The organism is Microbacterium meiriae, from assembly GCF_040685015.1.
GTDB lineage: Bacteria > Actinomycetota > Actinomycetes > Actinomycetales > Microbacteriaceae > Microbacterium > Microbacterium meiriae.
In genome coordinates this window covers 721,718-744,116 of record NZ_JBFBHD010000002.1, presented here as the reverse complement: position 1 = coordinate 744,116, position 22,399 = coordinate 721,718, and the positions used below count along the sequence as shown (strand labels likewise).

Here is a 22,399-nt window from a genome sequence, read left to right as displayed (position 1 = left end):
ATGGCGTCCCGGTCTCCGGAGAAGACGCGTCCGAGCGTCTTCTGGCCGCTCGCGGCGATCGTCGTCCCGGTGGTGTCGCTGATCGCGAAGATCCGGATCGTCGGTGCGGAGAAGCTGCCGCGCGAGGGCTCATTCGTCCTCGCGCCGAACCACTACTCGGAGTTCGATCCGCTGATCGTCGCCATGGCGGTCTGGCGGATCGGGCGCGCCCCGCGGTTCATGGCCAAGGAGAGCCTCTTCCGGGTGCCCGTTCTCGGATGGTTCCTGCGCAAGACGGGGATGATCCCGGTCGCGCGCACGTCCTCGGCGTCCTCCGCGAAGCAGACGATGGCCCAGTCGGCGGCTCTCGTGGAGCACGGTCGCGGTGTCATCGTGTACCCGGAGGGCACGCTCACCCGAGACCCCGACATGTGGCCGATGCGCGGCAAGTCGGGAGCGGTGCGGCTCGCCCTCGCCGACGGCATCCCGCTGATCCCGATGGCCCAGTGGGGGACTCAGGCGATCATGGGCCGCTACCAGAAGGGGCTCAGCCTCTGGCCGCTCCGGAAGCCCGTCACCGTGATCATCGGCGACCCCGTCGACGTGTCCGACCTCCGCGGTCGCGCCGGCGAGCCGGCGGCGCTGACGGAGGCCACCAACCGCCTCATGAACGCGATCACCGCGCTGCTGGAGCAGGTGCGCGGCGAGAAGGCCCCCGCGGAGCGCTGGAATCCGGCGAGCCACGGCCAGAAGGAGACCGGACGCCTTGACCCCTAAGAGAACCGCGCCGGCCGGACCCCGCGTCGCCGTGATCGGCGCCGGCAGCTGGGGCACCACGTTCGGCAAGATCCTCGCCGACGGCGGCGCTCACGTGACGATGTGGGCGCGCCGTGCGGAGCTGGCGCACGAGATCCATGAGGCGAAGCGCAACTCGCGCTACCTGCCCGGCATCAACCTGCCCCGCACGATGGCGGCCACGCATGAGCTGGCGACCGCCCTCGAGGGCGTCGACCAGGTGTACCTGTCCGTGCCGAGTCAGTCGCTGCGGGAGAACCTCAAGGCGCTGCGCCCGCTGATCGCTTCGGGCGACGCGAAGATCGTCAGCCTCATGAAGGGCGTCGAGCGTGGCACCGGACTGCGCATGAGCCAGGTGATCCAGCAGGAGCTGCAGTGCGATCCCGACCGGGTCGCCGTCGCGTCCGGTCCCAACCTCGCGCTGGAGATCGCGCGGGAGCAGCCGACCGCGGCCGTGATCTCGTCGCGCAGCCAGGAGACGGCGGACGTCGTGGCCCGCGCCGCGCGCAACTCCTACTTCCGCACGTTCGTGAACACCGACGTCATCGGCACGGAGTTCGGCGGGGTGCTCAAGAACCTCATCGCCGTCGCCATCGGGATCGTCGACGGCGTGGGCTACGGCGAGAACACGAAGGCCTCGATCATCACCCGCGGCCTCGTCGAGATGACCGACTTCGCGGTGGCGAACGGTGCCCAGCCGGAGACCCTGCAGGGACTGGCGGGGCTCGGCGACCTCATCGCGACGTGTCAGTCGCCGCTGAGCCGCAACAACACCGCCGGGCGGCTGCTCGGACAGGGATACAGCTTCCAGGATGTGGTGAAGCAGATGCAGCAGACCGCGGAGGGTCTGGCCTCGGTCGCCCCCGTGCTGCAGCTCGCCCGCGAAGCCGATGTGCACATGCCGATCGTGGAGCAGGTGAAGATGGTGCTCGACGGCAAGATGGATCCCCGGGACATCGCCCCGCATCTGACGACGGACGACGACACCCCGCAGGGGGAGAGGACCAACCATGGACAAGCAGACGGTGGTGGTGCTCTTCGGAGGGCGCTCCAGCGAGCATTCGATCAGTTCCGCAACGGCGGGGGGAGTGCTGGGCGCGATCGATCGTGACCGGTATGCCGTGATCCCGGTGGGGATCACCCGCGAGGGCGCCTTCGTCCTGGAGGACGACGACCCGGCGAAGTTCCCGCTCGACGCCGTGCATCTCCCGGAGGTGGTGGACAACGGCACCCGGGTGCTCTGGCCGGAACCCGGCGGCGACCGCACCCTGCGCGTCGTGCACCCCGGCGGCGCGACCGAGGGGCTGGGCGAGATCGACGTCGTGCTGCCGATCCTGCACGGACCCCACGGCGAGGACGGCACCATCCAGGGCTACTTCGACACGCTCGAGGTCCCCTATGCCGGCGGCGGCGTGCTCGACTCGGCGCTGTGCATGGACAAGCACTTCATGAAGATCGCGCTGCGGGCCGCCGGCATCTCGGTGGCACCGGGCGTGACCGTGCGCCGCCGCGAGTGGGACGTCGACCCTGCGGCCGTGCGCCGCCGTGCTGTCGAGCTCGGCCTGCCCGTCTTCGTCAAGCCGGCGCGCGCCGGATCGAGCGTCGGCGTCTCGAAGGTGACGGCTCCGGAGGAGCTCGACGCCGCCCTCGCCATCGCCTTCGCCGAGGATGACAAGGTCCTCATCGAGGCCGGTGTCACCGGGCGGGAGATCGAGGTCGCGGTCCTCGAGACCGCCGACGGCGTCCGCGCCTCTCTTCCGGGGGAGATCGTGCTGACCGATCGCGGCTTCTACGACTTCGAGGGCAAGTACCTCGGCGGCGACGGCGTGGATGTGGTGTGCCCCGCGGAGCTGACCGACGCGGAGGTGGCGGACGTCCAGGAAGCCGGCGTGCGTGCCTTCCAGGCGGTGGACGGTCGTGGCCTCGCCCGCGTCGACATGTTCCTCACCCCGGACGGCGAGCTCGTCGTCAACGAACTCAACACCATGCCCGGATTCACGCCCATCTCGATGTTCCCGAAGTGCTGGGTCGCGTCAGGGCTGAGCTACGGCGATCTCATCACCGAACTGGTCGAGGCGGGTCTGCGCCGCTGACATCGGCGTTCCCCGCAGGCGCTCAGCTCGCGGGGAACTCCACCCGGTCCGTGCACTGCGCGGTGGCCGGTGCGAGTCCGGACTGGATGTTCGACGAGAGGCTGTCGACGATCGACTGGAAGTCGACCTGCTCGCCGCGGCGGATGATGACCTCGATGGCCGGCTCCCGACCGTAGGTGACGAGGCGCTGGCGCTCGTCTTCCTGCTCCAGGACCAACCAGTCGACGCCACCGAGGGTGGTGCAGACGAGGTCGGACGGGGCGGGCGGCTCCACGCCGCAACGCAGGACGACCGTGGGATCGCCCCACGCGCCTGTCGCCTGCGCGTCGGTCCACACCCGCTCGTAGCCGCCGACGGTGTCCGGCAGGAGCACGGAGACGTTCGCGCAGGCCGGGTCGTTCGCGTCCTCCGCGGGCTCGAGATGCACGGTGGTGGAGCATCCGGCGAGTCCGGCGGCGAGGGTGATCGACCCCGCGACGGCAGCGAGGCGGCGGGAACGAAGCATGCATCCAGGCTACCTTTGACGACATGCCCTCCCGACCCGACTCCGACGATCCGCGCCTGGGAGATCTCTCGGAGGGCCGCATCCTCCGCGCCATCCTCCAGCGCACCGCGCCCGGCGCGCACACGCTCCTCGGGCCGGGTGACGACGCCGCCGTCATCGCGGCTCCCTCCGCCTCCGTCGTCGCGACGACCGACACCCTCGTGCACGGGCCGGACTTCCGCCTCGCCTGGACGAGCGGCTACGACCTCGGGTGGAAGGCGGCGGCGGTCAACCTCGCCGACATCGCCGCCATGGGCGCGCGTCCCACCGCCCTTCTCGTGGCTCTCGCCGTGCCGCGTGAGCTCCGGTTGTCCTTCGTGGAGCGCCTGGCTGACGGCTTCCGCGAGGCCTGCACGGCGCTGGCCCCCGGGTGCGCGGTCGTCGGCGGCGACCTCACGGTGTCCGAGGTGCTCACGGTCGCCGTGACGGCACTGGGCGACCTCGAAGGCCGCCCGCCGGTGACCAGGGCGGGGGCGCGACCGGGCGACGTCGTCGCCGTGGCGGGGGAGCTGGGCCATGCCGCGCACGGACTGGCGGTGCTGTTCGGACGCTTCCGGGACGGCGAGACGCCGGTGCCGGTCGATCCTGCGGTCCTCGCGGCGGGGGAGAGCGCCGCGGTCGCCGCGCAGCTGCGACCATCCCCGCCCATCGGCCTCGGCGTCGCCGCGGCGGCCGCCGGCGCGACCGCGATGATGGACGTCTCGGACGGCCTCGCCCTCGATGCGCGTCGCCTTGCGGAGGCCTCCGGCGTCACCCTCGCGCTGGACGGCGCGGCGCTCGGTGCGAACCCGGAGCGGGCGCTCGCGGGCGGTGAGGACCATGCGCTGCTCGCGACGTTCCCGGACGGCGTGCTGCCGCCGGGGTTCCGCGCGATCGGTGTCGTGCGGTCGCGCGGCGACGAGGACCTGCTCTGCGACGACCGTCCTGTGGATGTGAGCGGCTGGGATCCCTACCAGGACTGGGATTCCGTCTCCGGCTGAACGGACGCGGACGCCGGCTCGTCGCGGTCCGGCTCGGCCCACCAGAGGGTGGTGTCGCCGTAGGTCTTCTCCCGGAACACGCGGAGCCCGGCCGCCGTGAAGTCGGGGGTCGGGGAACGGCGGGCACGCTCGACGACCACGACGGCGTCGTCGCTGAGCAGCGGAGCCAGGGCGGCCAGGTCACCGTCCATCGCCTCGTCGTCGATGTCGTACGGCGGATCCGTGAACACGAGGTCGTACGACCCGGACGCTCGGCCGAGGAACGCCCGGACGGTCGCCTCCTGGACCTTCGCGGACGCGGCGCCGGATGCCTTCGTCACTGCCGCGACGTTGCGGCGTACGACGGCTGCCGCCTGCCGGTTGCGCTCCACGAGGTCGGCGCTTCGGGCGCCGCGGCTCAGGGCCTCGAGCCCGAGCGCGCCGGAGCCCGCGTAGAGGTCGAGCACCCTGGCACCCGCGATCGCGTCGAGCGACTCCAGGGCGCCGAACAGCGACTCGCGCACGCGATCGCTCGTCGGCCGTGTCCCGGCACCGGGGACGTCGAGCCGGGTGCCGCGTGCCGTTCCGGCGATGATCCTCGTCACCCGTTCACGATACGACAGGGCGCGGGCGGTCGTGTCCGTGCGGTTCCCTAGACTCGGAGCATGTCGCTCACGCTCGAATCCTCGCTGGAGGAGGCCCTTGGTGCGGCGTCGGCCAAGACGCTCGACCGCGCCTTCGGCATGAAGACCGTCGGCGACCTGCTCGCGCACTATCCGCGTCGGTACGCCGACCCCGGCGAGCTCACCCCCATCCGCGACCTCCCCATCGGAGAGACCGTCACCATCGTGGCGGAGGTCCTCTCGTCGAGCTTCCGTCGGATGCGCAACCGGCCGGGAGCCATGGTCGACGTCGTCATCGGCGACGGCGTCGGGCGCATGTCGCTGACCTTCTTCGCGAAGAACGTCGGCGCAGCGGAATGGCGCTCCAAGGATCTGGCGGTCGGACGCCGTGGCGTGTTCTCCGGCAAGGTCGGCGAGTTCAGCGGGATGACCCAGTTCGCCCACCCGGAGTACGAACTGTTCGACGACGAGGACGCGGCGCGGCGGCGTGCCGATGCCAGGGCAGCCGTGCCGATCCCGATCTACCCGGCCACCTCCGCGATCCAGACGTGGCAGATCGCCCGGCTCGTCGGTCGTGTCCTGGACGACCTCCCGACCGTGCCGGACCCGCTGACCCCGGAGATCCGCACCCGCGAGGAGCTGCTGACGGCGCGGGAGGCGCTGGAGGCGATCCACCGCCCGCGCTCCCGCAACGACATCGATCCCGCGGTGCGCACATTGCGCATGCACGAGGCGCTGACCCTGCAGACGGCCCTGCTCCAGCAGCGTGACGCGGTGCGGGCTCTGGCCGCCACCTCGCGGCCGGCGACCCCAGGCGGCCTCCTGGAACGCTTCGACGCCGCCCTGCCCTATACGCTCACGCCCGACCAGGAGACGGTCGGTGCACAGATCGCAGACGACCTCGTCGGCTCCTGGCCGATGAACCGACTGGTGCAGGGCGAGGTCGGTTCGGGAAAGACGCTGGTGGCCCTGCGGGCGATGCTGCAGGTCGCCGAGAGCGGGGGACAGGCGGCTCTGATCGCGCCGACGGAGGTCCTCGCGGGGCAGCATCTGCGTTCGATCACGAAGATGCTCGGTCCGCAGCTCGCCCCCCTGCTGATGCCGACCCTGCTCACCGGGCAGATGCCGGCTGCCGACCGTCGCAAGGCCGCGCTGCGCGTCGCCTCCGGCCAGGCGCTGATCGTGGTCGGCACCCATGCGCTCCTCGGGGAGAAGACCACGTTCGCCGACCTCGGGCTGGTCGTGGTCGACGAGCAGCATCGGTTCGGGGTCGAGCAGCGGGAGGCGCTGCGTGCGAAGGGATCCAGCCCGCACGCGCTCGTCCTCACCGCGACGCCCATCCCGCGGACGGTCGCGATGACGGTCTTCGGCGACCTCGACACCTCGGTCATCCGCACGATGCCGGCCGGCCGCGCCGGCATCGAGTCGTACGTCGCGCCGTTGGCCGAGCATCCCGGCTGGTTCAACCGGGTGTGGGAACGGGCAGCGGAGGAGATCGCGCAGGGCCGGCAGGTGTTCGCTGTCTGCGCGGCCATCGACACCGCAGCGAAGACGGCCGAGGCGGGGGAGCAGGCGCTGCTCGCCCCCGAGGGCGGCAAGGGCCCCCGCTGGGGCGTGGTCCAGCTCGACGAGGCCTTGGCCACCCATCCGACCCTCGGCGGGCTCCGGCGGGCGGTGCTCCACGGGAAGATGCCCTCCGAGGAGAAGGACGCCGTCATGCAGGCCTTCGCTCGCGGGGAGATCGACCTCCTCCTCGCGACGACCGTGATCGAGGTGGGCGTGGACGTCCCCAACGCCTCGACGATGATCGTGCTGGACGCGGACCGCTTCGGGGTCTCCCAGCTGCACCAGCTCCGCGGTCGGGTGGGGCGAGGCGGCGTCCCGGGACTCTGCCTGCTTGTGACCGAGGCCGAGGCCGGATCGGTGGCCCGTGAGCGTGTCGACGCGGTCGCCGCCACCCTCGACGGCTTCGCGCTGGCCGAGGTCGACCTCGAACTCCGCGGCGAGGGCGACGTGCTCGGCGCGGCACAGGCCGGTGTGCGGTCGTCCCTCAAACTGCTGCGCGTCGTCAAGGATGCCGCCCTCATCACCCGGGCTCGCGAGCTCGCGGAGGACATCCTCGCCATCGACCCCGAGCTGGCGGCGCATCCCGGGCTCCGGGAGGCCATCGGACGGCGCGTCACCGACGAGGATCGCGCGGCGCTCGCGAAGAACTGATCGCCGTTCCGGGTGCCCTAGGCTGGATGCCATGAGCAGCCGGATCGCCGTCGTCCCGGGTTCCTTCGATCCGCCGACCCTGGGTCACCTCGACGTGATCCGGCGTGCGGCCGCCCTCTACGACGAGCTGCACGTGCTCGTGGTGCACAACCCGGGCAAGGAGGCGATGCTGCCGATCGCGCAGCGGCTGGCACTCCTGGAGCGCTCGATCGCCGAGGACGGCATGGCGGGCGACATCGTCATCGGGTCCTGGAGCATGGGTCTGCTCGTCGACTACGCGCGCGATGTGAACGCCGGCGTGCTCGTGAAGGGGATCCGCTCGCAGGTCGACGTGGCGTACGAGTCGCCGATGGCGATCGTCAACCGGCACCTCGCCGACATCGAGACCGTCTTCCTGCTCCCTGACCCCGCGCATGCGATGGTCTCGAGCTCCCTGGTGCGGCAGGTCGCGAGCCTCGGTGGAGACGTGTCGCCTTTCGTGCCGCCGGCGGTCGCCTCGTTCCTCGACACCGGCGCGCGCGGGATCTGATCCGCGTCCCGCTCCCGGCGGTCTCCCGGCCCTCCTCTCCGGTGACCCGGGTAGCATGGCGGGGTGCGTTCCCGACTCAACAGCCCTTTCGTCCTCCCCGTCCGTGACATCGTCCGGCGCCCGGGGGAGATGCGCGAGCACTCCTTCTCGGTGCCCCTGACGGAGCAGTGGGGGGAGGGCATCGTCTCCTTCGAAGCGGGCTCGGAGCTCGATCTCGACGTGCGCCTGGAGTCCGTCCACGAGGGCATCCTCGTCACCGGAGAGGCGGAGGGCGAGTACGTCGGCGTGTGCGGTCGATGCCTCACCGACATCGCCCGGCCCGTCGAAGTCGAGTTCCAGGAGCTTTTCGCGTATCCTGGTGAGGAAGAAACTGACTTCGAGGTTCAAGACGACCACGTGGATCTTGAAACTCTCGTCAGGGATGCGGCCGTTTTGGCCCTTCCTTTTCAGCCGGTGTGTCAGCCGGATTGCCTCGGGCTCGACCCGGTCACAGGCGAGAGGCTGACCGAGAGCACCGGAACGGAGCAGGCCGCTCCCATCGATCCTCGGTGGAGCGCGCTCCAGCAGATCACAGACCAGGACGGCACGGCAGAACGCGGTGCCGCCGAGAAAGAAGAGAGCTAGTCATGGCTGGTAACCCCCCGAAGCGCAAGGTCTCCCGTTCGAACACCCGCTCGCGTCGCGCGCAGTGGAAGGCGGAGGCCCCCGCGCTCGTCAAGACCATCGAGAACGGCAAGGTCGTCTACAGCCGTCCGCACCAGGCGAAGGTCGTCACCGACTCGCAGGGCACCGAGCTCTTCCTCGAGTACAAGGGCCGCAAGGTCGCCGACGTCTGAGTCGCGAACCGTGACGGAGGTCCCCGGGGGGACGAGGCCTCTCCCAGACAAGCTCCGCGTCGATATCGACGCGGAGCTTCTGGAGTTGGCCCTCACCCACCGCTCCTACGCGTACGAGCACGGCGGCATCCCGCACAACGAGCGTCTCGAGTTCCTCGGCGACTCGGTGCTGGGGCAGGCCGTCACGGTCATGCTGTTCACACGGCACCCCGAGCTCGACGAGGGGGAGCTGGCGAAGCGTCGTGCGAGCGTCGTGTCGACGGTCGCCCTGGCGGAGGTCGCTCGCGGCATCGATCTGGGCAGTCACCTGCTGCTCGGACGCGGTGAGGAGCAGACCGGTGGTCGCGACAAGGACTCGATCCTCGCGGACACCATGGAGGCCGTCATCGGCGCCACCTACCTGTCCGCCGGGCCCGAGGCCGCGACGGCGCTCGTCCTGCGTCTGACCGAGCCGCTGCTCGCCGACCCCGAGCGGTACGGCGCGGCGATGGACCCGAAGACCAGCCTGCAGGAGCTCGCGGCACGCCTCGGCGCCACGCCGCCGCAGTACTCGGTCGAGGCCAGCGGCCCCGACCACGACCGGCGCTTCACCGCGACCGTGGCCGTCGGCGACGTTCGCATGACGGGTGCCGGCAGCAGCAAGAAGACGGCGGAGATGGCGGCGGCACTCAGCGCCTGGCGCACCCTCAGCGAACGTGCCTGAGCTCCCCGAGGTCGAGGTCGTCCGCTCGGGCCTCGCCCCGGCCGCGGTGGACGCCGTCATCACCGGCGTGAGCGTGTTCGATGAACGCGCTCTCACTCGGCATACCGCCGGAGCCGTGGACTTCGTCCATCGTCTGGAGGGTCGCCGCTTCACCGCGGCCGCGCGGCGGGGCAAATTCCTCTGGTTGCCGCTCGATTCCGACGACTCCGCTCTGATCGCGCATCTGGGCATGAGCGGCCAGATGCTGCTCCGCGCGCCGGACGCTCCATCCGAGCGGCACGAGCGGATCCGTCTGAGCATTGAGCACCCGCGACACGGCGAGCTCGCGATCGTGTTCGCCGATCAGCGCACCTTCGGATCGCTGGCCGTCGATGCCCTCGTCCCCGACGGTCCCTCCCGGATCCCGACGCAGGTGGCCCACATCGCGCGTGACCCGCTCGACCCGTTCTTCGACGACGCGGTCTTCCGTGCTGCCCTCGCCCGGCGGCACAGCGCGATCAAGCGGGTGCTGCTGGACCAGGGTGTCGTGAGCGGCATCGGCAACATCTACGCCGACGAGTCGCTGTGGGCGGCCCGCATCCATCCGGAGACACCGGCCGACGCTCTGCCGACCCGGGCCGTGAATCGCCTGCTCGCCGAGGTGCGGTCGGTCCTGCAGAAGGCTCTCGCCGAGGGCGGCACGAGCTTCGATGCCCAGTACGTCAACGTCAACGGGCAGGCCGGCTACTTCGCGCACTCCTTGAACGCCTACGGTCGTGGCGGGAAGCCCTGTCCGCGCTGCGGCACGCCGATCACCCGTGCCGCCTTCATGAACCGCTCCTCGCACTTCTGCCCGCGCTGCCAGCGGAGGCGCTGACCCGGGCCGGTATCCCCGGCCCGCGACCGCATCACGCCGGAGCGAAAGCACGATCCAGCAGCGGACGGGTCGCCCAGGTGCTCGCCCACACGACTCCGATGCCGACGGCGACGACGGTCGCGATCGTCATCAGCGAGAGGGGCGCGACAATCAGCGCGATCCCCACCAGCGGGAACACGAGCACCGCAGCGCACAGCGCGGATCCCACCGCCGTGACGAGCAGCGGCGACATGATCGCGCGACGGCGCGCGCGGTCCACGGTCTCGACGGGCATACCCAGGTGGTGCAGGCTCCGGTGCAGGTCGCTCTTGTCGAGCACGTCCGAGGCCTGATTCACACCGACGGAGGCGGCAACCATGAGGAACGAGCCGACGAGGGTGATGATGAGCCCGGTGCGGATGTCCTCCGCGAGCGCGATGCTGGAGGGATCGTCACCGGCCCCGATCGTGTCGAGGAGGGCGACGCCGGTGCCGGCGAAGACGGCCATGAAGCTCGCCATCGCGATGCCGCCGACCTGACGCCAGGCCGCCTTCGGAGCGTCGAGCACGAGGCGTGCGGCCAGCAGCCGTTCGGGACGCTCCGCCCGCCGAAGCTGACGTCCCGCCGACACCTTCAGCACCCATGGGCCGAGCACGTTCAGGACCGTGAGGGCGAGCGCGAACGTCGCCGCGAGCACCGCGATCGTCGCCACGATCCCGCCGATCATCGGGAAGACCTTGACGAGCACGAACGCGAAGGCGATGCCCACCACCGCGATGACGGCCCGGACCCAGTGCACGTTCGTCGGCGCCGTGCGCGTTCGGACTCCGAGTGGCGAGATGACGACGCGGCGCAGCCCCACGACGGCACTTCCGGCGGCGAGCACGAGCACGCCGGCCACGACAGCGGCGATCATCACCGGAGGGAGCACGACCGCAGGCAGGCCGAGCGGCTCGCCACGGAACGGGATCAGACCGATGAGCGGGCTCAGGGCCAGATGGCCGCCGACACCGATGATCGCGCCGGTGGCGGCGACGAGGACGGACTCGACGACGGTCGCCGTCGTCACCCCGCCCGGAGTCACCCCGAGCAGACGCAGAGTGGAGAGACGTTCGTCGCGGCGTCGGGCGGACAAGCGGGCGGCGGCGCCGCCGAGCGAGGCCAGCGGCACGACCAGGAGGACCAGGGCGATGGCGGCGAGCGCCTGGTACAGGACGGCCTCGTCGTCGGTCCAGGTCCAGAAGGCCTGGGCCCCGCCGACGACGGTGAGGACGAGGGTCGTGACGACCGCGAAGGCGACGATCGGGAGCGCGAGGACGCTCCGCTGTCCGGGAGCGGGACGCAGGAGCAGGCCGAGGACGGAGAGGTTCACGCGTTCACCGCCGAACCGAGGATGCGGCCGTCCCGGACAGCGACCGTGCGGGTGCAGCGGGCGGCGACGTCGGCGTCGTGCGTGACGACGATGAGGGTGCGGCCCTGTCCGGTCGTGGACCACAGGAGCGCGTCCATGACCTCGGCGGAGGTGTGCGAGTCCAGGGCGCCGGTCGGCTCGTCGGCGAAGACGAGGTCCGCACCCGTGGCCTGGGCTCTGGCGATGGCCACGCGCTGGGCCTGTCCTCCCGACAGCTCGCCGATGCGCCGTTCCTCCATGCCGCCGAGACCCAGTGCCGCGAGCCACGACGCCGCGTGGGGGAGTGCGTCCTTCTTCGCGACACCGTTGATCATCGAGGCGAGGGCGACGTTCTCCACTGCCGTCAGCTCGGGGATCAGCAGTCCCTGCTGGAAGACGAACCCGAATCGCTCGCGACGCAGCCGGGAGCGCGCCGCCTCGCCGAGCGCGGTCACCTCGATGGGCGTTCCGGTGGACGGGTGGAAGACCACGCGCCCGCTGTCCGGGGCGGTGATGCCCGCCAGCACGTGCAGGAGCGTGGTCTTGCCCGACCCCGACGCTCCCATGATGGCGACGGACTCGCCGCGGTGCACGGTGAGGTCGACTCCGGCGAGGGCGTGTGTGACGCCGTAGGTCTTCACGAGGGCGTGGGCTTCGATCACGGGAGTGTTCATGTTCCCAGCCTCGCCGGAGACCTGTGCCGGTGTCGTCGGTCAGGCGGATGAAGCTGAGCGGCAGCCGTCATCCGGGAGGATGACGGCTGCCGCTCGTCCTCAGATCTTCTTCTGCCACGCGCCCGCGTACGACACGGGAACGAAGCCGATCGCCTCGTTGATGTCGAGCATCGGCCGGTTCTCCTCGGCGTTGAACGTGGAGACCACGTCTGAATCCGGGACGAGCTCCCGCCACCGCAGGAGGTTGGCGCACTTCACGATCGTTCCGAGGCGATGGCCGCGGTGGTCCTTGGCGACCAGCGTCCCGAACTGGTGGGTGGTCCCGGTCTTCTCCGCACCGATCAGCAGCTCGTTGTACGCGACGAGGGTGCCGGACGGGACATGCTCCACGGCGACCACGGACACCGTCTGGCCGGCGCCCGTGAGACGAGCATCGCGGCGGACGACCCGATCGGCGTCGTAGACCTCGGCGACGAAGTCCATGTCGCCACTGGGGGCGTCGGTCGACAGTCGGGCGAGCACCGCGGCGTACCCGTCGCGGAACTCCGGCGGGGTGGGCAGCTCCCACTCGACCACGCGGTAGTCCGGTCCCGCGACCGCGAGCGCCGCGTCCAACGCGCGGCGCAGGGGCTCCGGGTCGGCACGCAGGTCGAGCTCGCTGTTGCGCTCCACCTGCTCCAGCGTGAAGTCGCGGGCTTCGACCACGTCGCTCAGCGGTGTCGCCGGGATTCGCCCCCATCCCGTGCGCGGCTGGAGCATGCGGTCGGCTTCCTCCGGTCGATGGAGGGTCCAGATCTGCAGGACGCTCCGGCCGCGCTCCCTGGCCTCGGTCTCGGCGCAGTCGAGCAGCGCGTCCTCGACACCGCGCCCGGTGTGGGCGGCCGGGACGAGGAGGTCGAGCTCGGCGGCGTGCGCGTCCTCCTCCTGTGCGAAGGACACGGTCACCATGCCGATGATGTCGTCCCCCTCGCGCGCCACGAATCCGAGGTCCAGCGCATCGGAGTCGTCCTGCCAGTTGGGCAGCATCTGCGCGGCGTCCGGGGCGAGGTCGGGGAGGCCGACCTGCTCGTCGCAGATCTGTCGATTGAGGGCGCCGTAGGCGCGGAAGTCCGCGGCGTTCACATCGGCGAGGGTGGCCGGGACGATCAGCGGCGTGATCGTCAGTGCGGCGGTCGTCATGTCGGGTCCTTCGTGTCGGAGGGAGGAGGTGCCGGGTGACCCGGCGTCCGTCCGCAGCTGTACGGACGGACGCCGGGTCGGCGTCGATGCGGTCGTCATCGTCTGTCAGCGCATTCCGCGCTGCATGTCGAACATGAGGAGGGCGTGCGCCTCCGCAGCCGAGCGGTGCCGCTGCTCTCCGACGAGGAACAGGTCGCCGGGATCGACGGTCCACGACCGGCGCGGACGCCGGGGCCGCTGCGCCCGCTGGAACAGCCAGAGGCCGATCCGGAGCGAGAGGCGGTCCGCGATGCCGAGCTGACGCAGCTCGTCGTCGCGGGGGATCTGGAGGACCTCGCGGTCCTCGGTATCGGGCGGATGGGTGGTGCTGCGTGACAGCGTGATGTTCACGATGGTTCCTTCGAAAGGGATGGATGGGGTGCGGAAGCACCACGTCAGGACCGAGTCGTCGGCCGCGACGGGTGCGGACGAGAGCAGCGCCTGTGGAGCCGCGGAATGCGGAGGCCGGAGGCGGGGATCCATGATCCGAGGGGATCAGAGGGTGGGACGCGACAGAACAGGCGGGAGAAGACCCGGATCGGGTCTGCGTTCCCAGGCTGCGGTTCTAGCCGAGCGAGCCGTGACGGACGCCGGCGGTCACCGATGCCGCGTGGCGCGGCGCAGAGTGCGCGGGCGCGGCGAGGCCAAAGACCTCTGCGGTGTGCTGAGTGATCATCATCGGTAACCTCCTTTCGTGTGGCGATCCGGAGGCCACCGTAGCGAAACTCTCAGGAGATCGTCAAGCATTTCGTGGTAGCACCGGCGTGTCGCGGTCGCGCCGGGGTCCGCGATGACCGCGCGGGATACCGGGCGTTCCGCGGGATTCCGGTAGCGTAGCGGCGTGAATCTCCCCGGACGAGCGGTCGCCCCATGCACCTGAAGAGCCTGACGCTCAAGGGGTTCAAGTCGTTCGCACAGCCGACGACCTTCGTGTTCGAGCCCGGCGTCACGTGCATCGTCGGACCGAACGGCTCCGGCAAGTCCAACGTCGTCGACGCCCTCGCCTGGGTGATGGGGGAGCAGGGAGCGAAGACGCTCCGCGGCGGGAAGATGGAGGACGTCATCTTCGCCGGCACGTCGACCCGCGGCCCCCTCGGGCGTGCCGAGGTGCAGCTCACCATCGACAATGCGGACGGCGCGCTGCCCATCGAATACGCCGAGGTGACCATCAGCCGCACGCTGTTCCGCAACGGCTCCAGCGAATACGCGATCAATGGGGAGGGCTGCCGTCTCCTCGATGTGCAAGAGCTGCTCAGCGACTCCGGCCTCGGCCGCGAGATGCACGTCATCGTGGGTCAAGGACGGCTCGACACGGTGCTCCAGGCCTCGCCGGAGGATCGACGCGGCTTCATCGAGGAGGCGGCGGGCATCCTCAAGCACCGTCGGCGCAAGGAGAAGACGCTGCGCAAGCTCGACGCGATGGAGGCCAACCTCACGCGTCTGAGCGATCTCGCGGGGGAGATCCGCCGCCAGCTCAAGCCGCTCGGCCGCCAGGCCGAGATCGCGCGCGAGGCGCAGACCATCGCCGCCGTCGTCCGCGATGCCAAGGCCCGACTGTTCGCCGACGACGTCGTTGCGCTGCGCACAGCCCTCGCCGACCACACCCGGACCGAGCAGGAGCGGCACACCGAGCGCCTGGTGCTGTCCGACCAGGCCGAGACCGTGCGCGCCGGGATCGCTCGGCTGGAGAAGAACCAGAACTCGATCGCCGTCGACGAGGCGCGCAGCGTCGCCTTCGGGCTCGAGCAGGTGCAGGAGCGGGTGCGCGGGCTCTACACTCTCGCCAACCAGCGCCTCGCGCTTCTCGGGTCCGAGGAAGACGACGCGGCCGTGACCGCGGTGACCGTCTCACAGGCGACGATCGACGAGGCAAAGGAGGACATCGAGACGATCTCGTCCGGCCTCGGCGATGCGCAGGACGCCGCGGCTGCGGCGAGTCGCGAGGTCGTGAACGCCCGCGCCGAGCTCGACACGCTCGACGTGGACATCGCGGAGCAGAGCGCGCTCGTCTCCGAGTACGACATGCGACTGTCCTCGCTCCGCGGGAACGCCGATGCGGCGGCATCGGCCCTGGCCGCCGTCCGCGGCGCAGTGCTCCGCCAGGAGAACGCCCTCGAAGCCGCGCACGCCCGGCGACGAGAGGCCGAAGAAGCCCTGGAGGCGATCGACGACGCCGAGGCCCCCGAGGGCACGGCCGTCGAGTACGCCGCGGCCTACGAGAGCGCTCAGCGTGCGGCGACGGCGGCGGAGGCGGAACGGGAGAGCCTGCGCGAACGGCTGCATGCCGCCGAGCGCGAGGTCGACGCCCTCACCGCGAAGGCCGCCGCCCTGAGCAGTGCCCTGTCGCTGTCGGGAGGCGCCGCCGAGATCGTTGCCGAGGGGGGTCCAGGGGTCCGCGGTCTCGTCGGTGATGCCGTGCAGGTGCGGGCGGGATACGAAGCCGCGATCGCGGCCGTCCTCGGTCCGCTGGCCGAGGGTGTGCTGGTCGGTTCCGCGGAGGATGCGTTCATCCTCGCGGCGGAGGCCGCAGAGCGCCGCCGGGGCGTGGTCGACTTCGTGGTCGCCGATGCCCCGAGGGAGCAGCCGACACCCCCGGCCGTCGACGGCGTGATCGCCGCGACGGAGACGGTGACCGCGCCGGACGGGATCCTCGGCATCCTGGCGCACGTTCTCATCGCCGACGACCTCGATGCGGCGCGTGCCGCGCGGCGCGTTCTCGACGCGAGAGGCGACACCTCGACCACGATCGTGACCACCGGCGGCGACGTCATCACCGCTCAGACCCTGCGCACGGGTTCCGGAGGGGAGCGTTCGCGCCTCGAACTCGCGGCGGAGCGGGACACCGCGACCGAGCGGCTCACCGAGATCCAGGTCGTCGTCGACTCCCTCCGCGAGGCGCGTATCGACGCCGACGAGGCCGTGGAGGAGACGCGGCGTCAGGCGAAGGACGCGCTGCGCGCGTTGCGCGAGCACGACGCCGCCCTCGCGACGCACGCGGAGCAGCTCAACAAGGTGACCGTGCGTCACGAGGCCGCTGTCGCCGAATGCGATCGCCTGGAGACCGGACTCGCCCAGGCGCAGGCCGCCGTGGCCGACGCGGAGGCGAAGGCGGAGGCGGCGAAGGCGGAGCTCGATGCCGCGGTCGCCGCGCCGCGTCCGGTGCTCGACGCCTCGGCGCGCGACGGTCTGTTGGAGGCACTGGAGAGCGCCCGCGAGGGCGAGGTCCGGGCTCGTCTGGAGGTCGAGACCCTGCGGGAGCGGGTCCGGGCGGCGCAGTCCCGGGTGACCGCATTGGAGCGGCAGCGCGAGCAGGAGCGGGACGCCGCGGCAGAGGCCGCCCGACGCGCCGTCATCCGCCGGGCGCAGCGCGAGGCGGCATCCGGAGTCGTGGACGAGCTGCCGCGCATCCTCGACTCCCTCGACCGCTCCGTGACCGAAGCCCGCGTCGCTCTCGCGGAGGCGGAAGCCGCCCGGTCGGCGCAGAACGAGGAGCTCGTCGCGCTGCGCGCCCAGGAGTCGTCGCTGCGGGAGCGTCTGGCCGGGCTCACGGAGAGCGTTCACGGCCTGGAACTGCAGATCCACGAGAAGAAGCTCCACCTGAACAGCCTGTTGGAGCGCGTCTCCTCGGAACTCGCGCTCGACGAGGACGTGCTCGTCGCCGAGTACGGGCCGGACCAGCTCGTGCCGCGGGATCCCGGGGCGGAGCCGGCCGATGGCGAGCTGCTCGACGACACCGCGATCCCGTTCGACCGCCGCATCCAGCAGCGGCGTCTCGCGGACGCGGAGCGGAAGCTCGCGCAGCTCGGGCGGGTCAACCCGCTGGCACTGGAGGAGTTCGCCGCCCTGGAGCAGCGTCACGCGTTCCTCACCACGCAGCTCACGGACCTGACGCAGACCCGGCAGGATCTGCTGACCATCATCGCCGACCTCGACGAGCGCATGCAGACGATCTTCGCCAGCGCGTTCGAGGACACCAAGGAGGCGTTCGGCCAGGTCTTCCCGCTGCTGTTCCCCGGCGGCACCGGCAGCATCTCGCTGACCGATCCGGACAACATGCTGACGACGGGCATCGAGGTCTCGGTCCGTCCCGTCGGGAAGAAGATCGAGCGGCTCTCGTTGCTGTCCGGCGGAGAACGGTCGCTGGCCGCGGTGGCGCTCCTGGTGGCGATCTTCAAGGCGCGTCCCAGCCCGTTCTACATCCTCGACGAGGTCGAGGCCGCCCTCGATGACGCGAACCTGGGCCGGCTCCTCACCGTCTTCGAGCAGCTGCGGGAGAGCTCCCAGCTCCTCGTCATCACGCACCAGAAGCGGACGATGGAGATCGCCGACGCGCTCTACGGCGTGTCGATGCGTCAGGATGGCGTCTCGGCCGTGGTGGGTCAGCGCGTCGGCGACCGCGCCGCCGCCGCCGTCTGAGTCCTGCCGCCCTCCCTCGGCGGGCACAGCTTCGGAGATCATGGCCCTCATCCGGCGTGTCGATGGTCGGATCCGGCGTGTCGCCCGCGGTCTCCGAAGCTGTGACCGGACGGACGGGGCCGGGTCACATCGCGAGGGAGCGTTCGAAGCCCGTGATCACAGTCGGGAAGTCGGGATGGTCCTGCGGGCGGTGAGCGAAGCCGGGGAGCATCATGTGGTCGGCTCCGACGTCGACGAGCCTGCTGGCGATGATCTCGTACTCCTCGTTCCATCCGCCGGTGACAACGAGGGTCGGCACGCCGGCGAGACAACGCTCCCGGATGCCGTGACCCCAGGGAAGGTTCGTGGTCGCCCACCGCTGCGCGACCGCGCGCTCGTCCTCCCAGCGCTCCCGGGTGGACGGGCCTCCGAACATGAGCGGGCGCAGGATGGACCAGAAGCCGAAGAGGTCGCCCTGCGTCACCCTCGCCCGTGCCTCCGTCACCACCGCGATATGCCGCTCGATCGGAGCTTCACCGCGGGCGATGTCGTACAGGGCGGGCTCGACGAGGACGAGGCCGGACACCCGCAGGCCGTCGGCGACGGCGCGGACGGCGGTCACCGCGCCGATCGAGTGCGCGAACACGAGCGGCGTCCGGTCACGCTCTCCCTCGACGAGAGCGCCCGCCTGCGCTTCGACGGACGACTCCGGCGGGAAGCTGAGGAAGGTCCCCGACTCCGGATCCTGCGAGGGCCACGCGGTGGTGCCGCGTCTCCCGGCACCGTGCAGGAACACCCGGTGCGGGAGCGGCGCGCGGTGCATCCCTGGATGCTACCCGTAGGCTGGACGCATGGCAGAGAAGTCCTGGTCTCTCGGTCGCGCGCTGCGCGGCATGTTCGTGAAGCCCACCATCGACGAGACGACGTGGGAAGACCTGGAGACGGCGCTCATCACGGCGGACTTCGGCCCCGACATCAGCGAACGCATCGTCGAAGAGCTGCGCGACAAGGTCGCGAAGTACCGCACCACCGACCCCAAGGACCTCCAGCGCATGTTGCGGGAGACCCTGGAGGAGCACTTCGCGAAGTTCGACACCACTCTGAAGCTCACCGAGCGGCCCGCCGTGGTCCTCGTCGTGGGTGTGAACGGCGTGGGCAAGACGACGACGATCGGGAAGTTCACGAAGTTCCTTCGCGGCTACCAGCGGAGCGTGGTGGTGGGGGCTGCCGACACCTTCCGTGCGGCCGCCGTCGACCAGCTCGCCACCTGGGCCCAGCGCGGGGGAGCGGCGATCGTCCGCCCGCAGCAGGAGGGGCAGGACCCGGCCTCCGTCGCCTTCCAGACCGTCGAATACGCCAAGCGCGAGGGCATGGAGATCGCGATCATCGACACGGCGGGGCGACTGCACACCAAGGGCGGTCTCATGGACGAGCTGGGCAAGATCCGCCGCGTCGTCGAGAAGCAGGCCCCGATCAGCGAGGTGCTCCTCGTCCTCGACGCCACGACGGGACAGAACGGGGTGATGCAGGCGGAGACCTTCCTGCAGCACGCGGGCGTGACGGGGCTCGTGCTCACGAAGCTCGACGGCTCGGCCAAGGGCGGCTTCGTGCTCGCCGTGCAGGAGCGGACGGGCATCCCGGTCAAACTCCTCGGACAGGGCGAGGGCATCGACGATCTGACCGGTTTCACGCCGCACGTGTTCGTGCAGGCGCTGGTCGGCTGACACAGGGCTTCCGCCCCGAGCACCAGGCTGGTTTCATAGCGTTATGGCGATCGAACACGACTACTTCGGACTGCTGTCGTCGGGCCCCGACGGCTCGATCTTCTGGTCGGAGACGGTCGAGCTCGGCGACCAGAGCGTGACCGTGGACCTGACGGCTCCGGACCAGGACGACGTCTCCGCCGACGCCCTCGACATCGCCGCCGGACTCATCGCCGGTCTGGAGAACGTGGACGCGACCGCGCGCCGCGGAATGCTCGCCGAGGTGGACGACCGCACGAGTGAGGTGACCGAGTACATCCTTCAGCAGCAGGAGGTGTTCGGCGACGACCTCCCCGACGTCCTCATCGACGTGTCCGGGGACGCGGCCGTGGACATCATCCGGTCGCTGCGCCTGATGAGCATGACGATCCTCGCCGACGAGCACGGTGGCTCCGAGCCGTTCGCCGTCCTGGAGTACGCGCTCGATGACAGCGCCACCGACGACGTGCTGCTCGTGAACCTCGGTTCCGACGGCAGCGTGCAGTCGGTGATGAGCGCCGACTGACCGCCGCCCGTCAGACGGCCTGCGCGAACCCGAGGTCGGCGCTGTCCGCGATGTGCGCGAGGTGAGCGGGGATCTCCCGTCCCTTCGAGCTCATCGACTGCGCCCAGAGCCGCCCGGCGCGGTACGAGGAGCGCACGAGAGGACCGGCGAGCACCCCGAGGAAGCCGATCCGCTCCGCCTCCTCCTTGAACTCGACGAACTCGGCGGGCTTCACCCACCGGGAGACCGGAAGGTGCCGCGGCGTCGGGCGGAGGTACTGGGTGATGGTGATGATGTCGCAGCCGGCGTCGTGGAGGTCCTGCAGCGCCTGGACGACCTCCTCCGGCTCCTCGCCCATGCCGAGGATGAGGTTCGACTTCGTGATGAGTCCGGCATCGCGAGCCTGCGTGAGCACGTTCAGCGAGCGCTCGTAGCGGAACGCGGGGCGGATGCGCTTGAAGATGCGGGGCACGGTCTCCACGTTGTGCGCGAACACCTCGGGGCGTGCATCGAAGATCTGGCCGAGGAAGGCGGGGTCGGCGTTGTGCTCGTTCGCCAGCAGCTCCACTCCGGTGTTCGGGTTGAGCTCGTGAATCTTCCGCACCGTCTCGGCATTGAGCCAGGCTCCGGTGTCGGGGAGATCGTCGCGGGCCACGCTCGTCACGGTCGCGTAGCGGAGGTTCATCCGCTGCACGCTCTCGGCGACGCGTCGTGGCTCGTCGGTGTCGTAGTCCGCGGGCTTGCCGGTGTCGATCTGGCAGAAGTCGCAGCGGCGCGTGCACTGCGACCCGCCGATGAGGAAGGTCGCCTCGCGGTCTTCCCAGCACTCGTAGATGTTCGGGCAGCCGGCCTCCTGACACACGGTGTGCAGGTCCTCGCTCTTCACGAGGGAATGCAGCGCCGAGTACTCCGGTCCCATCTTGGCCTTGGTCTTGATCCACTCGGGCTTGCGCTCGATCGGGGTCTCGGCGTTGCGGATCTCGAGGCGGAGGAGCTTGCGCCCCTCGGGTGCGGCGGTCATGCCGGGACTCCTGTCAGGTCGGGTGCGTGGGCGGTGCGGAAGGCGTCCTGCACGGCGTCGACGAGGTCGAGCGGGCCGATCACGCGGCCGGACACCTCGCTCACCGTGGTCACGCCGGCGTCGGTGATGCCGCAGGGGATGATGTCGCGGAAGGGCGCGAGGCTGTTGTCGCAGTTGATGGCGAAGCCGTGCATGGTGACGCCCTGCTGCACGCGCACGCCGATCGCGGCCACCTTGTCCTCCGACAACGGTCGACGCACCCATACCCCGCTCCGCCCCTCGACCTGGTGACCGTCGACTCCGAACGGGCGCAGCACCTCGATGAGGATCCGCTCCAGCCGCCGGACGTGCGCTACCACGTCCATCGGCTCCGGCAGCCGGAAGATCGGGTAGCAGACGAGTTGCCCCGGCCCGTGCCAGGTGATCTTCCCGCCGCGGTCGACGTCGATGACCGGGGTCCCGTCCTGGGGGCGCTCGTGATCCTCCGTGCGCTTCCCCGCGGTGTACACGGCCGCGTGCTCGAGCAGGATGAGGGTGTCCGGGCGGGCGCCGGAGACCACGTCCGCGTGCACGCGGCGCTGCAGGGCCCAGCCCTCTTCATAGGGGACGGGGGTCGGCATGAAGCCGGGAGTGAGGATGTCGAGCATGCGTCGTCCCTTCCCTCGAATACATGGATTGCGTCCAACAATACATCCTCGTCCGGGCCGCGGCGTCCCGCGCGGTACCGTGAAGTCATGAACCGGACTGGTCGCGCCGGCCGCCCGAAGGCTTCCTCGCGCGAGACCCTCGCCGAGGCCGCCTGCGAGCTCTTCCTGGAGCGCGGGTACGAGGCCACCTCCATCGCCGACATCACCCAGCGGGCGGGGGTCAGCCGGTCGAGCTTCTTCAACTACTTCACGTCGAAGAGCGACGTGCTGTGGTCCGGCATCGACGAGCGCATCGGCGTCGCGATCGCCGCGCTGAACGACCTCGGCCGGGCTGCCACGGGGGAGCGGGTGCGCGGGATCCTGCAGGGGATCGTGGACGATTTCGCCCCGGATCCGTTGGCGTTGGCGCTGCGGAATGCGGAGGCCATGGCGCTCGAGGTGGAGCTGGTGCGGGAGACGGGTGTCCGTCTGGCCCGCCTCGCCGCCGCGGTCTCCCGTGCGGCGTGCGCGGCGGGTATCGATGTGATGCGTGCGGACGTGCTGGGAGCGGCGCAGGCGGCCGCCGTCCTGTCCGCCCTGCGCGTCTGGGCCGAGGAGGGGGCAGGCCGCGGCACTCCGGAGTCCGTGCTCCGCGAGGCGCTCGCCCGCGTGCACGATCTGCCCTGGGGGGAGTGACGCGCGGACGGATCGGTGT

Annotated in this window: 23 protein-coding genes; 14 read left to right on the top strand and 9 right to left on the bottom strand. The window is 70.7% G+C overall.

Annotation, left to right across the window (positions count from 1 at the left end; translation table 11 throughout):
- Genes AB0N68_RS12140 through AB0N68_RS12130 form a run of 3 tightly spaced genes read left to right on the top strand, consistent with a single transcriptional unit; the run spans nucleotide 1 to nucleotide 2,867 of the window.
- On the top strand, nucleotides 1-756 hold the full coding sequence (locus AB0N68_RS12140; RefSeq protein ID WP_187663958.1) for a lysophospholipid acyltransferase family protein: 756 nt from the start codon (nucleotides 1-3) through the stop codon (nucleotides 754-756).
- Nucleotides 746-1,885: an NAD(P)H-dependent glycerol-3-phosphate dehydrogenase gene (locus tag AB0N68_RS12135; RefSeq protein ID WP_187663959.1), complete on the top strand. Its 1,140-nt coding sequence runs from the start codon at nucleotides 746-748 to the stop codon at nucleotides 1,883-1,885. Before AB0N68_RS12140 ends, AB0N68_RS12135 begins: the two co-directional genes overlap by 11 nt.
- Nucleotides 1,785-2,867 carry a D-alanine--D-alanine ligase family protein gene (locus AB0N68_RS12130; protein WP_280569501.1) on the top strand — a complete coding sequence of 361 codons (1,083 nt, stop codon included), beginning with the start codon at nucleotides 1,785-1,787 and terminating at the stop codon, nucleotides 2,865-2,867. The genes AB0N68_RS12135 and AB0N68_RS12130 overlap by 101 nt, the downstream gene beginning before the upstream one ends.
- Nucleotides 2,868-2,889: 22 nt before the next feature.
- Here AB0N68_RS12130 and AB0N68_RS12125 read toward each other — a convergent pair whose 3' ends face one another.
- Nucleotides 2,890-3,372: a DUF3515 family protein gene (locus tag AB0N68_RS12125; protein ID WP_280569499.1), complete on the bottom strand. Its 483-nt coding sequence runs from the start codon at nucleotides 3,370-3,372 to the stop codon at nucleotides 2,890-2,892.
- A 23-nt stretch (nucleotides 3,373-3,395) separates the two neighbouring features.
- Between AB0N68_RS12125 and thiL the strand changes: the two genes are divergently transcribed.
- The gene (gene thiL, locus AB0N68_RS12120; protein WP_313366778.1) at nucleotides 3,396-4,391 is read left to right on the top strand and encodes a thiamine-phosphate kinase; all 996 of its coding nucleotides are present in this window, start codon (nucleotides 3,396-3,398) and stop codon (nucleotides 4,389-4,391) included.
- Here thiL and rsmD read toward each other — a convergent pair.
- Complete coding sequence (gene rsmD / locus AB0N68_RS12115) at nucleotides 4,361-4,975, bottom strand: 16S rRNA (guanine(966)-N(2))-methyltransferase RsmD (protein ID WP_280568059.1); 615 nt, start codon at nucleotides 4,973-4,975, stop codon at nucleotides 4,361-4,363. The two genes, thiL and rsmD, sit on opposite strands and share 31 nt — an antisense overlap.
- 60 nt (nucleotides 4,976-5,035) lie before the next feature.
- Here rsmD and AB0N68_RS12110 point away from each other — a divergent pair, with 60 nt between their 5' ends.
- The 6 genes from AB0N68_RS12110 to mutM all read left to right on the top strand — a co-directional run bounded on the left by AB0N68_RS12110 (nucleotide 5,036) and on the right by mutM (nucleotide 10,134).
- Nucleotides 5,036-7,210 carry an ATP-dependent DNA helicase RecG gene (locus tag AB0N68_RS12110; protein ID WP_313366777.1) on the top strand — a complete coding sequence of 725 codons (2,175 nt, stop codon included), beginning with the start codon at nucleotides 5,036-5,038 and terminating at the stop codon, nucleotides 7,208-7,210.
- A 31-nt stretch (nucleotides 7,211-7,241) separates the two neighbouring features.
- The gene (gene coaD / locus AB0N68_RS12105) at nucleotides 7,242-7,739 is read left to right on the top strand and encodes a pantetheine-phosphate adenylyltransferase (protein WP_187663965.1); all 498 of its coding nucleotides are present in this window, start codon (nucleotides 7,242-7,244) and stop codon (nucleotides 7,737-7,739) included.
- A gap of 129 nt (nucleotides 7,740-7,868) precedes the next feature.
- A complete protein-coding gene (locus tag AB0N68_RS12100; RefSeq protein WP_025103319.1) occupies nucleotides 7,869-8,363 on the top strand; it encodes a YceD family protein in 495 nt (164 codons plus the stop codon).
- 2 nt (nucleotides 8,364-8,365) lie between these two features.
- Nucleotides 8,366-8,575, top strand: a complete 210-nt coding sequence (gene rpmF / locus AB0N68_RS12095; RefSeq protein ID WP_013586329.1) for a 50S ribosomal protein L32 — start codon at nucleotides 8,366-8,368, stop codon at nucleotides 8,573-8,575.
- Between the two features lie 10 nt (nucleotides 8,576-8,585).
- The gene (gene rnc, locus AB0N68_RS12090) at nucleotides 8,586-9,278 is read left to right on the top strand and encodes a ribonuclease III (protein ID WP_060923098.1); all 693 of its coding nucleotides are present in this window, start codon (nucleotides 8,586-8,588) and stop codon (nucleotides 9,276-9,278) included.
- Nucleotides 9,271-10,134 carry a bifunctional DNA-formamidopyrimidine glycosylase/DNA-(apurinic or apyrimidinic site) lyase gene (gene mutM, locus AB0N68_RS12085; RefSeq protein WP_259951669.1) on the top strand — a complete coding sequence of 288 codons (864 nt, stop codon included), beginning with the start codon at nucleotides 9,271-9,273 and terminating at the stop codon, nucleotides 10,132-10,134. Before rnc ends, mutM begins: the two co-directional genes overlap by 8 nt.
- Before the next feature lie 31 nt (nucleotides 10,135-10,165).
- Here the strand turns inward: mutM and AB0N68_RS12080 are convergent, their stop codons facing one another.
- From AB0N68_RS12080 to AB0N68_RS12065, 4 genes are all read right to left on the bottom strand, one after another.
- Complete coding sequence (locus AB0N68_RS12080; protein WP_187663967.1) at nucleotides 10,166-11,485, bottom strand: FtsX-like permease family protein; 1,320 nt, start codon at nucleotides 11,483-11,485, stop codon at nucleotides 10,166-10,168.
- The gene (locus tag AB0N68_RS12075) at nucleotides 11,482-12,177 is read right to left on the bottom strand and encodes an ABC transporter ATP-binding protein (RefSeq protein WP_187663968.1); all 696 of its coding nucleotides are present in this window, start codon (nucleotides 12,175-12,177) and stop codon (nucleotides 11,482-11,484) included. The genes AB0N68_RS12080 and AB0N68_RS12075 overlap by 4 nt, the downstream gene beginning before the upstream one ends.
- Before the next feature lie 99 nt (nucleotides 12,178-12,276).
- Nucleotides 12,277-13,356: a GNAT family N-acetyltransferase gene (locus AB0N68_RS12070; protein ID WP_280567992.1), complete on the bottom strand. Its 1,080-nt coding sequence runs from the start codon at nucleotides 13,354-13,356 to the stop codon at nucleotides 12,277-12,279.
- A gap of 105 nt (nucleotides 13,357-13,461) precedes the next feature.
- On the bottom strand, nucleotides 13,462-13,746 hold the full coding sequence (locus AB0N68_RS12065) for a hypothetical protein (protein ID WP_280567989.1): 285 nt from the start codon (nucleotides 13,744-13,746) through the stop codon (nucleotides 13,462-13,464).
- Nucleotides 13,747-14,265: 519 nt separating this feature from the next.
- Between AB0N68_RS12065 and smc the strand changes: the two genes are divergently transcribed.
- Nucleotides 14,266-17,811 carry a chromosome segregation protein SMC gene (gene smc, locus AB0N68_RS12060; protein WP_259951662.1) on the top strand — a complete coding sequence of 1,182 codons (3,546 nt, stop codon included), beginning with the start codon at nucleotides 14,266-14,268 and terminating at the stop codon, nucleotides 17,809-17,811.
- A 124-nt stretch (nucleotides 17,812-17,935) separates the two neighbouring features.
- Here the strand turns inward: smc and AB0N68_RS12055 are convergent, their stop codons facing one another.
- Nucleotides 17,936-18,613, bottom strand: a complete 678-nt coding sequence (locus AB0N68_RS12055) for an alpha/beta hydrolase (protein ID WP_259951659.1) — start codon at nucleotides 18,611-18,613, stop codon at nucleotides 17,936-17,938.
- Between the two features lie 28 nt (nucleotides 18,614-18,641).
- Here AB0N68_RS12055 and ftsY point away from each other — a divergent pair, with 28 nt between their 5' ends.
- Both ftsY and AB0N68_RS12045 read left to right on the top strand, forming a co-directional pair.
- Nucleotides 18,642-19,514 (top strand): signal recognition particle-docking protein FtsY, encoded by an 873-nt coding sequence (gene ftsY, locus AB0N68_RS12050; protein WP_025103328.1) that lies wholly within the window; start codon nucleotides 18,642-18,644, stop codon nucleotides 19,512-19,514.
- Between the two features lie 43 nt (nucleotides 19,515-19,557).
- Entirely contained in the window at nucleotides 19,558-20,058 is a 501-nt protein-coding gene (locus tag AB0N68_RS12045) for a DUF2004 domain-containing protein (protein ID WP_060922216.1), read from the top strand.
- A gap of 10 nt (nucleotides 20,059-20,068) precedes the next feature.
- Here AB0N68_RS12045 and lipA read toward each other — a convergent pair whose 3' ends face one another.
- Entirely contained in the window at nucleotides 20,069-21,058 is a 990-nt protein-coding gene (gene lipA, locus AB0N68_RS12040) for a lipoyl synthase (RefSeq protein ID WP_259951656.1), read from the bottom strand.
- The gene (lipB, locus tag AB0N68_RS12035) at nucleotides 21,055-21,705 is read right to left on the bottom strand and encodes a lipoyl(octanoyl) transferase LipB (RefSeq protein WP_259951655.1); all 651 of its coding nucleotides are present in this window, start codon (nucleotides 21,703-21,705) and stop codon (nucleotides 21,055-21,057) included. Before lipB ends, lipA begins: the two co-directional genes overlap by 4 nt.
- A gap of 87 nt (nucleotides 21,706-21,792) precedes the next feature.
- Between lipB and AB0N68_RS12030 the strand changes: the two genes are divergently transcribed.
- On the top strand, nucleotides 21,793-22,380 hold the full coding sequence (locus AB0N68_RS12030) for a TetR/AcrR family transcriptional regulator (protein ID WP_259951654.1): 588 nt from the start codon (nucleotides 21,793-21,795) through the stop codon (nucleotides 22,378-22,380).
- The last annotated feature ends 19 nt before the right edge of the window (nucleotides 22,381-22,399 follow it).